This is a genomic window from Lysinibacillus sp. NPDC097279, from assembly GCF_044761745.1.
Lineage (GTDB): Bacteria > Bacillota > Bacilli > Bacillales_A > Planococcaceae > Lysinibacillus.
Map to the genome: position 1 here is coordinate 451,458 of NZ_JBIWDA010000002.1, position 13,305 is coordinate 464,762.

Below are 13,305 nucleotides of genomic sequence, written 5' to 3' on the forward strand. Positions count from 1 at the left end.
AAGGGGCATTCACATTCGAATGAAAAGTTTTAAAAGGATTATAAAAATAGTTTTATTACTGATGGTATTAATAGGTTTATTTATAGGGTACGCTTTTAAAGTTGAACCAACGAGGCTGGTCATTCATTCGTATGATTTAAATGAAGACAAAGGTCAATCAGTCAAAGTAGTTCAAATATCTGATATTCAAGTTAGTGAAACTTACACAATAAAACAATTAAATCGTTTAGTAGAAAAGATTAATCAATTATCACCGGATATTATAGTTTTTACAGGCGATTTATTCGAAAATTTCTCTACATTTCAAGAGAAACAAAAAGTGACTGAAAGTTTATCGAAGCTACAAGCTACGGTAGGGAAATATGCAGTATGGGGAAACCGCGATTACGGTGGTGGTGCATTTAAAATATATGAGGATTTATTAACGAATTCAGGTTTTACTTTATTAAAAAATAGTGGAGTGAATGTCACTGTATTAAATGGTAAGAAGCTATTTATCGGAGGATTAGATGATGGTTTGCTGGGCAATCCAGATGCAGATCAATTACTAGCGACAATGGATGTTGACTATGATTACCAAATAGTCCTTATGCATGAGCCAGATATGGCAGACCTTCTAAAAGATACGTCTATTAATTTGATATTAGCAGGGCATAGTCATGGGGGACAAATTAAAATACCATTTATGAAAACAATGACTACTTCCTTAGCTGAAAAATATAGTGATGGATTTTATACTATTAATAAAAGTAATGGCATGCAGCTTTATGTAAATACAGGAATTGGCACGTCTAGAATTCCTGCTCGTTTTATGGTTCCACCTGAAATCTCTGTTTTTAATATCTATTTGTAAGATAAAGTTGTCGGTCATTATCTTATAGTTATATAATTCAATTAACTGACTAGATAGGGAGTGAAAGAGCGTTGGCACGATCTAAAGTATTGTATTTTGTCGTTAGCCTTATGGCACTCGTTTTTGTTCTGACAGGTTGTGGAACATCAAAAGAGGATAAGACAGCGGAAGAAAATGTTGAATATGCATCTAAAGTGAAGGAAAATCCAATTGTAACGATTACAATGGATGATGATAAAAAAATTGTGATCGAACTAGAGCCTAAAGTAGCGCCAAATACAGTTGCGAATTTTATTTCCTTAGTAAAAGATGGTTTTTATGATGGGCTTATTTTTCATCGTGTAATTCCTGGCTTTATGATTCAAGGAGGCGACCCTGCAGGAAATGGATCTGGTGGTCCTGATTATTCGATTGCGGGCGAATTTACGAATAATGGCTTTGAAAATAATTTAAAACATGAACGTGGTGTTATATCAATGGCACGGACGAATGGCAATCCAAATTCTGCGGGTTCACAATTTTTTATTATGACTGAAGCATCGTCTCATCTTGATGGCGACTATGCTGCTTTTGGAAAAGTCATTGAAGGTATGGAAACGGTAGATGAGATTGTAGCAGTTGATCGAGATGCGACAGATAAGCCGTTAGAAGAACAAAAAATGAAAAAGATCGAAGTGGATACAAAGGGCTTTGACTATCCTGCACCAGTAGTACAAAAATAGAATAATTCTACTATTTAATTTAATAAGCACGTTGATTGACCGCGGGAATGCGGTGGGTCAACGTGCTTTTGTATGGAGGCGCTAAAATTTTTGCATTGAAATAAGCCAAATAAAATCATCTTCCGCAATAATTTGAATGTCATGCCCAAGCTGAATTAAGCGTTCGGCTTTTAAATGTTTTGTGCTCTTCTCTCGTCGGTTCTTACCGAGGATAAGGAAATCTGTCTCTTTTGTTACGGCTCCTTGCATTATTGCGCCATAAGCTCGCGCATTTTTTGCAGCTTCAGAACGTGTCATCGTGGAGAGGGCCCCTGTAAAGACGATTTGTTTATGATAGAATGGATGCATTATACGTTCGGATGGATTCGATAGGTAGATAACTTCGGTATTGTCTTGATTTTTGCTCATGTCGGTTCTCCTAAGAGGTTCATTTTAGAGAAATGTAATATTTAAAATAGTACTTTCTCGTAAATATGTAATGTTATATTGTATCGCTAATTGCTGTAAAAAGTAAAGAAGCGCCGTTATTTTACCAGTGATGAGCAGTTGCTCGTATTGTTGCTTTTCTTCTATTGTGGCAACTTTACGGAAATAACCCCACATATGCTGGCACGCATTGCGCATGCTGCCATTAGTTGGTGTTTGTTGTAATGCCTCTTCGATTAATTGTTCAATTTGTTCATGGGGGAGTAAATCGCGCATTGCTTGCCGAAGCTGATTGTAATGTTTTTGGCTATGAAACATAACACGATATTTTTCTTCACGCCATAATTGTTCAGTTTGTTGACGATTCATACAAGCACCTTCCCTTATAATTGTTTAAGTCTATTACAGTATAAACATCATACATGTTGAGTAACGACATTTCTATGATATATTTAGGCTGATTTATGTTTATCCTAGGACCTTTGACCAATGTAGTTAATCGTTGGTAGAGTCATAATTGTAGATAGATGACAGTAATGATTGAATTACATATAGCAAATTGGTATATTAATGTATAAATAATAAATCGATGATGTGATCAAGTAAATAAGTATTGTGAAACAGATAATATAGCCTAGGCTGAGAGCTATATCACCTCTTCTTATTGAAACCTACCACGGAGATGTCAGTTAACAACTAACCGAGTCGTTTCGTTACAAACGTTTAGAGGGCTTATATATATTTAAGTCGAACTAAGGTGGTACCACGTCAATTAGCGTAAAGACGTCCTTTATGAGGATGCTTTATGCTTTTTTTATTAGTTAAAACATAGGAGGAAAAGAAGATGGCTCAAAAAATAAACGATTTTTCAAAATGGTATGTAGAGACAATTCAAAAAGCAGATTTAATGGATTACACACCAGTTCGTGGTTGTATTGCTTTTAAACCAGACGGCTATGAATTATGGGAGCACATTCAAGCTGAGATGGATAAGCGGTTTAAGGAAACAGGTCACCGTAATGCATACTTCCCAATGTTAATACCAGAATCATTTTTTCAAAAGGAAAAGGATCATATCGAAGGATTTTCACCAGAGCTTCCATGGGTCACAGAAGCGGCAGGTGAGAAGTTAGAAGAGCGCTTGGCTTTACGTCCAACCTCTGAAACAATGATTGGACATTTGTATTCAAATTGGATAAAAAGTTATCGTGACCTTCCAGTTTTAATTAATCAATGGGCAAATGTATTCCGTTGGGAAAAGAAAACACTTCCGTTTATCCGTACTTCTGAATTTTTGTGGCAAGAAGGCCATACTGCTCATGTTGATGAAGAAGATGCACGTAAAGAAACAATGCAAATGTTGGCGATTTATAAAGAAGTTGTAGAAGGATTACTAGCAATTCCAGTATATGATGGACAAAAGACACCATCTGAACGTTTTGCTGGAGCGGTTGATACTTTCTCTATTGAAGCAATGATGAAGGATGGCAAGGCTGTTCAAGCAGGTACATCCCATTACTTAGGTACAAAATTTGCTGAAGCATTTGATATTAAATATTTAAATAAAGAAAATAAACATGTTTATGTCCATACAACTTCTTGGGGTACATCGACACGACTAATCGGCTCTGTCATTATGGTGCATGGCGATGAGCAAGGTCTTGTTTTACCACCAAAGATTGCACCGACGCAAGTGGTATTAATTCCTGTTGGACCATGGAAAAAGAACCCTGCTATTATCGAGAAACTAGATGAAATTTTTGCAGCGTTAAAAGCAAAAGGAATTCGTGTTCGCCTTGATGACTCAGATCAATCGCCAGGCTATAAATTTAATGAGTGGGAGCTAAAAGGTGTACCAGTACGTATTGAATTAGGACCACGTGACTTAGAAAATCAACAAGGATTAATGAAAGCCCGTGATGAAGAGGAGAAAGTTTCTGTAGCGTTAGAAACTATAGTTGAAAGAATTGAAACAGAGCTTGAAACGATGCAAACACGTCTGTTCGAAAAAGCAAAAGCTTTCCGTGCGAACAATTCGCATACACATATTGATTCAATGGAGCAGTTAAAGCAACATTTAGCACAATCTGAACAAAATGAAACAATTCCAGGTTGGATTTTAGCAGGCTGGTGTGGAGACGATGCTTGTGAAGAAAACGTAAAAGAAGAGACAAAATTCACAACGCGTAATATCCCATTCAATCCACCAGTAACAAAGGACACTTGCATCCATTGTGGGAAAGAAGCAAAGCATACTGTTTGGTTTGCTCGTGCATACTAATTGAAGAATTGATATAAATAAAAAGCGTTTCAACAATTTTGTTGAACGCTTTTTTTATGACTTTCTACTCAGGATTCTATAACTTGAACGTACTTCATAACATGAATATGTATTCAATGAAGAAAATTGGTATTATAATACATAATTTTAATAAGAATTGGTTTTAAAATGATAATAGTTTAAAATATGTATATATTTACATTTTAAGGGTATATGATATACTAGTTACTAGTAGGAAAAGTAGAACCATCATAACGGATGGACATGGAAGACACATTATTTTTATTCTGCTAGTTTAAAAATAATGATACATATGGAAGTTCAATTTCATGCATGTTTAGTATTTTTCAGGTCACTTTAGTAAGCGCTTTCACGTTATTGGGAGAGGAATAGAATTATATATGCTAAGTATAATCTATTGTCCATTACCAAGATATCGTACTTTGTTAACCGACCATTTTAATCGATAGAAGACTTAAGGTGAAATCTCAATAAAATAATTAATTGGTAGGGTGAATGATGAAGGAAATGAAGCAATCATTAAAGATAATTGTCGATAATTATCAACTATCAGATGAGTTTAATCGCTGTTTAAACGACTTATTAGATCAACATGAAGGTGGTGATTTCAGTGATTTAAGTAAATTGCATTTTCAAATGAATGGTGGCACATTAACGAAATCGATAGAAGAAGTTTTTAATCTTCTAGAATTATGGATTCTTTTTACAGATATCGTTGATGATATTGAAGACGGTGATGAATCAAAGTGGGGAATAGATGGGAATATATTGCTGAATGCTTCTACAGCTATAGTAAGTATCGTATTGTTGGAGCTAGAAAAGCTTGAGATACCTTATAAAAGAGAGGTTACCCGTTTATTTTGCCATTACTTACTACAAGCGGTTGACGGACAGCATCATGACTTAATGAACAAGATAACATCTGAAGAAATGTATATAGATGTTGTTAAAAAGAAATCAGGTTCATTAATCGCACTTTCATCAACCCTTGGAGCAGTATTAGCGACTGGAAAGTATACATCAAAGCTTGAAATGAGTGCGTACTATATCGCAATTGTTGCCCAATTAAAAAATGATTATCACGACTTATTAAATTCACAAAGAGATTTACAAGTCAAAAAAAGAACCTTGCCATTACTATATCTATTACAATTCGAAGATTCGGCATTTGACGAATTGCGATTGTATTATAGACAGCAGAGGGAGGCAAGTACGAAGATTTGCATAACTAAACAGCAGATTGTAGATTCTGGATTACACGTTTACGTGCATCTAATGCAATCTAAATATCTTAATCTTGCACTAGATTTATTAAAAGAAGTTTATCCAACAAAAAATGTTGAAATATTCAAACAATATATTTAGATGAGGTGAAGGACATGTTAGAAATTACTCAATATCTTCAAAAAAACCGTAACATTTTAGACCTTTTAAAAGAGAATAAAATATCACTTTTAAACATCAATGAATTTGAAAAAAAGTTAATTTTAGAGTCTTTTGAACAAGGTGAAAAGAAAGTATTGAAGAATGCTCTCTCTGCTTACTGGCGCGCGTAGTAATTAAATTAAAGGTCATTTGTATTGTCTTTTCAATGTGGTTAATCCTCCTGACTTCAGGAGTAATTGCTTAAACACAAAATGGGAAGATTTTACGAATTCATGACATATAAGAAAAAAATTAAAGGGATGACGCTATTTATCAATAGTTCATCTCTTTTTTTTAATTCATACATATTCGAAACAAATCTAAATGGGCTAGCTAAAAAAATAGACAGCCCATTTAGATTCACAGTACTTCTGTAATGCAGACAAGTGGTAGGCTGGAAATGCCTTATTTTATCACATGACTTCGACCACCGTCATTTTCCCAACGATCAATATCCCTTCCTTCTTCGTCCCACACTTCAGGTCTTTCACTGTAAGACATTTTTGTCATCACCCTTTATTCTATAGTTCATTTCTATATTATGTTATGCTGTATATTTTCGTTCATAGAAATGGCTGTAATCGCCGATAAAACAATGAAAATCGCTGATAAGCTCGGGCAAATCGCCGATAAAACTGTAACTATATTGATAGAAATTGATACGACAAATTTATTGGGATGAAATCATAAATTCGTCTTGCTAAAGCTATATTTTTGCATATGTGCCAAATTGTAAAGGCGCATATACTGTAGTGAGGAAGGGGGGAGGTGAGGAAATATGAGAATTAACTGGAAAGTACGATTTATGCATAAGCCGTTTGTATTAGCGTTGTTTTCCATGCTGTTACTACTCGCTCAACAAGTAGGAGCTTTGTTCGGCTTTGATTTAACTAGCGGGATGAGCGAGCAACTAACATCCATATTGAATACTGTGTTATCGATTCTTGTATTGATGGGGGTTGTTGTGGATCCGACTACAAGTGGCACCAGTGATAGTGAACGTGCTTTAATGTATCGCAGACCAAGATAGCATTTCATTACATGTAAAAAGTGTAATTTTACAATAGAATGAATATGATATAATGTAAGAAAATTCTAATAGCTAGGGGGATGATTAATTGTCGCTTGAAATGGAGCAGCGAATCGCTAAGCTTGAAAAGGAAATGGAAGCGTTACGACAGGAAATGGACGTGTTAAAGCAACAACAGCCACAACAAAAGACAACTGTAAAAAATGTGAACCGATCCATCACTGTACAACCTGCATTACCAACACCAAAGCCAACACCAACACCGAAACAAATACCGAAAACAAATGTTCAGTCACAGCGTTCATTTGAGGAGCAAATTATGTGGGCGCTCCCGAAAGTATTTATGGTTATTTTAGTGCTGGGCGTGTTATGGGGGCTAAAGCTAGTTAGTGATTATGGCTACTTATCGAACGAGGTGAAAATCATCCTCGCTTATTTATTATCAATCGCATTAGGGGCTATAGCTTATATTTTAGAACATAAAAAGAAGGCATCACCAGCCGTAACTATTTCCTTATATGGTGGAGCATTTATCGTAGGAATTTTAACAACTGCCGCTGGTGCTATTTTATACGAGGTATTAGGTTTAACTTTAGCATTGTTCATCGCCTTTGTGTTGATTGTCTATGGGATAGCCATTAGCTACCTAAAGAAAAATGAGGTGCTTACTTTATTTGTAGCCTTTACCTCGTTGTTACTACCTTATTTACTAGAGTACATGGATTTTAGCGCGTTCATTATATTATTTTTTGTCATCATCCTATTTACAATGCTGCAATTCGTTATTCTTCAGCATAAGCAAAAAATTGCGCTCTATGTCACAACCTTTTTCTCTATTATGGCAGTAAGTATTGTAGCGTTTATGAATAGTGACAATCGAGTAATTTTTGCAATAGGACTGCTCATTACACTTGCAATCTTTTATATGAGTTGGTGTCGCTTATATAATGTGGAATCAAAATGGAAGCATATTCATGCTGGGCTACAATTTAGTTTAGGGCTCTATAGTTTATTACTTCTGAATCTTGTCAGTAGTCGACTTGAATATAATGAAATAATTCTGCTTGGACAATGTATTTTGTTTGTAACTGTAGCGGGTTATAGCTATAAGCAAAAATGGCAGGAGGCATTTGATAGTGCTGTAACACTCGCATTTATTACACTTTGTAATACGGTATTGATTATGAATTTACCAGAAAAGGTTGGCGATTTACTTTTACCATTCATGACATTTGCAGGTGTTATGATGAGCTTACGTCTACGAGCAAGTTTAATGAAGGTCGTCAGTTCATTTGGGTTTGCAATGGCACTTATTTTAAGCTATATCGTCCACGAGCCGACTCCGTTTTTTAGCATTGAACATATTAGCTTAATACTGCCTGGCGTATACCTAATAATTATTTATCTATATACAATACGTGAGAAGGAAACATTAAATGCTTTTGAGAAGATTATGAAGGATTTATACGTGACTGATATTTTAGCTGTTATGACCGCTGGATACTTCCTTGCTTATATTGCTAAGCTTGATAGTGTTTATGTTACAAGTGTGAGCAATTTCCCACATATGATGACTATCGGTATCGTCATCCTGTTTGTCGGCTCGCTATTACTACCAGAAAAATATAAAGGTAGGGCATTAACGCCAGTCGTCGGTGTGTTTTTCCTTTTTGTTACGCTCATGCTTAATGTGATTCCTTATAATATACAAGGGATTGAATGGCTAAATATTGGTACTAGATTAATCTATATTGCAGCATTTGTAGCGATTATCCTTGATTTACTGATGAAGGGGCGCATTTATCAAATTTATCAACAGCTTATGCCGAAATATTTAGATCTAATTGTCAGTACAAGTGTAGTGTTCACAATGATTGCACTTTGCGGTCTAGTGTCCCAATTAGCTTACAACGACCTGATGGATTGGAAGCTTAGCGTTGCACTAACAACCGTTACACTATTCTTGTCGGCAAGTCTGTCATTATGGCTCGGCACTGTCCGTCACTTACGAATACTTCGGCTTTCTGGCTTTGCCATACTTGCCATAGCATTTATAAAGCTTATCTTCTTCGACTTATCGGCACTAGACTTATTAATAAGAGCAGTGCTATTCATTGCAATTGGTGGCATTGGCATGCTACTGTCGGGGCGGTTGTTGAGGAAATAATGATGCTTGGTAAAATAAATATATTAATATAAAGACCATTTGCTAGTGTTAGCTAGCAAATGGTCTTTTCTGTTACAGGGAAATATATGTTGTGGTTCTTTGTGTTCATTTTAAAAGAGAAGAATATACTAAATAAATAAAATTTCATATTGATAAGGAGTATTGTAATTGTTAGGCATATATGGAATAGTATAAATAGCATAATGTAAAGGAAATTTATAGAATGCTAGCACACTGTTACTTGCTAATATATGCCATTCGTTTTACATAATTCATTTAAATAATAGGGAGAGAGGAAAATGCAGGTTAAGAAAAAGGGATTTCATAATAATAACATGGGATTTTCATTAGTTGAAGTCGTTGCCTCCATTGTCATTATTACATTCATTTTATTATCATTTTTCGGTCTGCTTATTCAATCCAATAAGACGGGAAAAAGCTCTGAACAAATAGTAGACGCAACTTATTTAGCACAGCAAGAAATGGAGAAAATGTATAGTTATTTCAAATATGCTACTAAAGATACATGGGAGTCGGCTTTTCCTTATACAAAGGATGAAGCGAATTCAACAAGTAATCTTACTTTATACAATCCAACGATACCTTCGTATGCTAAAAACAAAGAACAAATAATCGTGAAAGCAAAAGATTTGTCACCTGATAATACAGTGAGAATTATTATAGAGGTTTATGATTCTAGTGGTAAGGTCTTAAAAGCTAAAGTAGAGAACATTTTTAGTTTTGTGGAAAAGAGGTAGATTCTTATGTCGAAACTTCAAAATGAAAAAGGCATGACCCTACTAGAAGTTCTAGCCGCAACAATAATAGTAACTATCATTTCGGTATTATTACTAAGCATTTTAATAAATAGTAATAATACTAGTAATAAACAAATGAAAGCGAGCATGCAATTAACGGATACAAGTTATGTTTTAAAAGTTATTACGAAAGATGCCCGCAAGTCTACACAATTAAAATCTAATAAAGATGAATATACATTAAAAAACGATCAAAACACAGAAGAATATATATATAAATTTAATCGTGAGGATCAATTGCTAACAAGAAATACTGAAGTAATAGCTTCAAATGTTTTAGATTTTAAGATTGATAACATGGGTAATTACATTACAATTGAGATTACCCAATCAGGTAATAAACCATTTTTATCCACTATCTATTTTAGAGGAGGGATTTAATGTTTAAATATATTAGACAAGAAAAAGGCTATTCTCTAATTTTAGTCATTTTATTAGTTGCTTTAATTTCCATTCTTGGAATTTCTCTTTTGACATTAACATCTAATTCGCTAGCAATTTCTACGAGTGAACGTGACGATCAATCGGTGTATTATATTGCAGAGGGCGGCTTAAACAAAACTAAAAAGAATTTCGAAGAACTCGTAATAACTACATATGATGAAACTCGATTGATATTTAACAAATTACCAGCTAAGGAGAAAACACCAGAAAAATTCAAAGCACATTTTGTTAATGCATTTGAAAGTAGCTTAAACACCCTCCCAAGTTCAGTAACTTATGAGGAACAATTTAAACAAACTCCTATAGCAGAGATTACAGTCGAACAAGTGAATTTAGAGCCATTGCAATATAAGATAAATTCCGTAGGGACATTAGGAAACAAAAATAGAATTGTAGCACAAACGATAACAATTGATTTAGGCAAGGGAACTTCGACGGGATCGACTTTTACCAATACGTCTGCAATCCATGCGATAAAAAATATCGACATTGGCGGGGGTACATTTAATGGGGATGTTGTCACTGATAGTGGAAAAATTAATATTGATTGGGGAACTACCATCAATGGGAAAATTGGAACGACAGCAGAAAATTTTTCAAAGCCAACTTGGATGAATATTTCGAATGAGTTTATTGGAAATGTAGCATTTCCTGAAAACATATTACCTTCTTTCCCTGAAAGTCTGTTTGCTAATTTAAGTTCAAAACCGCATACAAAGTCCATACAAGTAACGATTGATGGCAAAAAGACGCAATTAAATTTAGATAATAATTCTATTAAAATTGATGGTGGTGGGAATGGAAATATAAACGGAGTTGCAAAATTCAGTGGCGTTCTTCCACTTACTCAAGATATGTATTTAAAGAATTTCACCGTTGCATCTAATAGAGTATTAACGATAGATGTAGGTGATTCAGATAAGAATTTATACATTGATAACTTTGCATTTAATGAACAAGGAAATTTTAACATAATAGGTTCGGGCAAGCTCAACATTTATATAAAAGATAGTTTTAAATTTATGGCTAGTTCAACGATGAATAATAGTGGGAGTTTTGAAAACTTGAATTTATACTATAACGGGTCATCCAATATGGAGTTCGCTGGCGATTCTAGAACGAAGGCATCTATTTACGTTAAGTCTGCAACAATTAAGATTGATGGTTCAGGTAGCATCCAAGGGCGAATTTATTCTGGAGGTCCAAGCATTTCAATAGGTGGAGGGTCCTTTAATCATAATACGTATATCTATGCACCGAATGCTGAAGTGAAATTAAGTGGTTCAGGTACAGTTGTTGGGGGTATAATGGCCTATAGTGTGAAAAGTAGTGGTAACCCTACAGTGACTTATCAAAAGAATTCCAATTCTGATATTACTTCAGGAGAAGAGATAAAATACGAGGAAAATGATAATTTAACCATTTCTAATAGTATGCTTGAAGTAGAATAATTGATAATACTAGAAGTAATGAACTTTGATATTAAATTCAATAAGCAAATAAGGTCTAAACTCGAGATTATACGGGTTTAGACCTTATTTTCTTTTCATCCAACCTATTATTCTCCTATTTATTATTAATAAATTGAATAATATAGCATAAAAAATGATGTCGAAATTCTGAAACATGCCAAAGTTTGGGTAAAAAGGTATATTCAAACGAGATACCTTTGTAGTATTATAAAAATATAGATATATAGTAATGATTTTTAATAATATAATAGACATTCATTTTTTCAATAAATTAGTAAAGGTCGTGAGGCTATGAAATTATATTTGAAGTTGGGTGCGATAATAGTAGGTATAGTTGTGCTGTTAGCTATATGGCTTCCGAACCTAATCATAGATCGTGCGCTAGCAAAAGGTGATGGCTCCACGATTGGAGGCGTACTAGTAAAAAATTTAGATGAAGATGCGATGGAGGTAGCTATACAAGAAGCTATTCGTGTTTGGCAGGATACACCGATTACTGTTGAAGGTGGAGGTGTCACAGCAACAGTCGATCCAAAATTGTTAGTATTTGACGTCGCAAGTTCGATGGCTGAATATCGTACGTTAACGGATAAGCCTTGGTTTGCCTTCTGGGAAGGAAAACGAACAGTTCATCTTCCTTTACAAGTCATAGGAGACGAGCAGCTGACAAAACAGCTTGAATCGATGGGAGTATGGGAGGCAGAAACAACTTTAAATGAAGTTATAGCGCAAGCATCTTATTTAAATAAACATAGCATTGAAGCAACCGTTGCAGATACAACTTCTATGGAAGCAGAGCGACTAGCATTATCAATCGAGCAAATACCGACAAATGCAAAAGGTGTTTTAGCACTAGTAAATACGTTAAATGACTACATTATCGCTCCGAATGAGCCGTTCTCATTGTTAAACGTCTTAGAAGAAAAAGCGGAGGAAGCTAATAATGAAGGGGTAAATTTTGTAGCTTCTTTAATTTATCATACGGTACTACAAACAGAATTTGAGATTTTAGAGCGCCATGCACAAGACAAAAAGATTGAGTATTTACAACAAGGTTTGGATGCAGCAGTCAATAGTGCATTAAATAAAGATTTACAATTTATCAATTATGCTACCCAACCGACTAAATTAAAACTCATGATTGAAAATGACTCATTAAAAGTAGAATTATTAGCTCAAAACAAAGAAAAAGAGATTACAGTTCGTGTAAGTAAAGATAAAATCGTACAGCCGAGAATCATTACTCGTTATTCTAAAGACTTAGCCATTGGACAAGAAGAGATTATTCAAAATGGACAAGAGGGTGTGCGAGTAGAAGTGTACCGTTCAATCGTGGAAAACGGCAGTTCTAGGGAAGAATTGGTGAGCCGTGATTACTATGCACCAATCAATCGAATTGTCGTTCAATCTTCTAGACAACCTGATGTCAGTGATGGAACAAGTAATACTTCCAATGATGCGGATTTACAGGTGGATTTAGATGGGGATGGGTTGGCAGATTCACCTGTACAACCTCCATCTACAAATGGCAACACCTCATCAAACACAACAACGCCAGTAACTACGAATGATCCTGAAATTGTTTATGGTTACTACGATAAAGGCGGTAATTTTGTACAAACAAGTCCTTAATGAGAGGAGCATAT

The 13,305-nt window shown here is 34.8% G+C and carries 13 protein-coding genes and 1 other annotated feature; of the genes, 11 read left to right on the top strand and 2 right to left on the bottom strand.

What is annotated here, in order from left to right:
• Positions 1 to 19 precede the first annotated feature (19 nt).
• On the top strand, positions 20 to 853 hold the full coding sequence (locus ACIQ1H_RS12275) for a metallophosphoesterase (protein WP_402889077.1): 834 nt from the start codon (positions 20 to 22) through the stop codon (positions 851 to 853).
• Positions 854 to 963: 110 nt separating this feature from the next.
• Complete coding sequence (locus ACIQ1H_RS12280; RefSeq protein ID WP_402889496.1) at positions 964 to 1,575, top strand: peptidylprolyl isomerase; 612 nt, start codon at positions 964 to 966, stop codon at positions 1,573 to 1,575.
• Between the two features lie 81 nt (positions 1,576 to 1,656).
• Here ACIQ1H_RS12280 and ACIQ1H_RS12285 read toward each other — a convergent pair whose 3' ends face one another.
• Both ACIQ1H_RS12285 and ACIQ1H_RS12290 read right to left on the bottom strand, forming a co-directional pair.
• Complete coding sequence (locus ACIQ1H_RS12285) at positions 1,657 to 1,983, bottom strand: BRCT domain-containing protein (protein ID WP_402889079.1); 327 nt, start codon at positions 1,981 to 1,983, stop codon at positions 1,657 to 1,659.
• Positions 1,984 to 2,007: 24 nt separating this feature from the next.
• Positions 2,008 to 2,370 (bottom strand): YbgA family protein, encoded by a 363-nt coding sequence (locus ACIQ1H_RS12290; RefSeq protein WP_402889081.1) that lies wholly within the window; start codon positions 2,368 to 2,370, stop codon positions 2,008 to 2,010.
• Positions 2,371 to 2,581: 211 nt separating this feature from the next.
• Positions 2,582 to 2,795: a binding site (T-box leader), on the top strand.
• Positions 2,796 to 2,845: 50 nt separating this feature from the next.
• Between ACIQ1H_RS12290 and proS the strand changes: the two genes are divergently transcribed.
• The 9 genes from proS (at position 2,846) to ACIQ1H_RS12335 (ending at position 13,291) form a co-directional block, all read left to right on the top strand.
• Positions 2,846 to 4,282: a proline--tRNA ligase gene (gene proS / locus ACIQ1H_RS12295; RefSeq protein ID WP_402889083.1), complete on the top strand. Its 1,437-nt coding sequence runs from the start codon at positions 2,846 to 2,848 to the stop codon at positions 4,280 to 4,282.
• Between the two features lie 519 nt (positions 4,283 to 4,801).
• Positions 4,802 to 5,668, top strand: a complete 867-nt coding sequence (locus ACIQ1H_RS12300; protein WP_402889085.1) for a polyprenyl synthetase family protein — start codon at positions 4,802 to 4,804, stop codon at positions 5,666 to 5,668.
• A gap of 14 nt (positions 5,669 to 5,682) precedes the next feature.
• Complete coding sequence (locus tag ACIQ1H_RS12305) at positions 5,683 to 5,859, top strand: hypothetical protein (RefSeq protein WP_402889087.1); 177 nt, start codon at positions 5,683 to 5,685, stop codon at positions 5,857 to 5,859.
• Positions 5,860 to 6,506: 647 nt separating this feature from the next.
• On the top strand, positions 6,507 to 6,758 hold the full coding sequence (locus ACIQ1H_RS12310; protein WP_173478208.1) for a phage holin: 252 nt from the start codon (positions 6,507 to 6,509) through the stop codon (positions 6,756 to 6,758).
• 88 nt (positions 6,759 to 6,846) lie between these two features.
• Positions 6,847 to 8,925: a DUF2339 domain-containing protein gene (locus ACIQ1H_RS12315; protein ID WP_402889089.1), complete on the top strand. Its 2,079-nt coding sequence runs from the start codon at positions 6,847 to 6,849 to the stop codon at positions 8,923 to 8,925.
• Between the two features lie 299 nt (positions 8,926 to 9,224).
• A complete protein-coding gene (locus ACIQ1H_RS12320; RefSeq protein WP_402889091.1) occupies positions 9,225 to 9,683 on the top strand; it encodes a hypothetical protein in 459 nt (152 codons plus the stop codon).
• A 6-nt stretch (positions 9,684 to 9,689) separates the two neighbouring features.
• The gene (locus ACIQ1H_RS12325; RefSeq protein ID WP_402889093.1) at positions 9,690 to 10,124 is read left to right on the top strand and encodes a PulJ/GspJ family protein; all 435 of its coding nucleotides are present in this window, start codon (positions 9,690 to 9,692) and stop codon (positions 10,122 to 10,124) included.
• Positions 10,124 to 11,638, top strand: a complete 1,515-nt coding sequence (locus ACIQ1H_RS12330) for a DUF7305 domain-containing protein (RefSeq protein WP_402889095.1) — start codon at positions 10,124 to 10,126, stop codon at positions 11,636 to 11,638. Before ACIQ1H_RS12325 ends, ACIQ1H_RS12330 begins: the two co-directional genes overlap by 1 nt.
• 312 nt (positions 11,639 to 11,950) lie before the next feature.
• Complete coding sequence (locus ACIQ1H_RS12335; protein WP_402889097.1) at positions 11,951 to 13,291, top strand: VanW family protein; 1,341 nt, start codon at positions 11,951 to 11,953, stop codon at positions 13,289 to 13,291.
• Positions 13,292 to 13,305 lie beyond the last annotated feature (14 nt).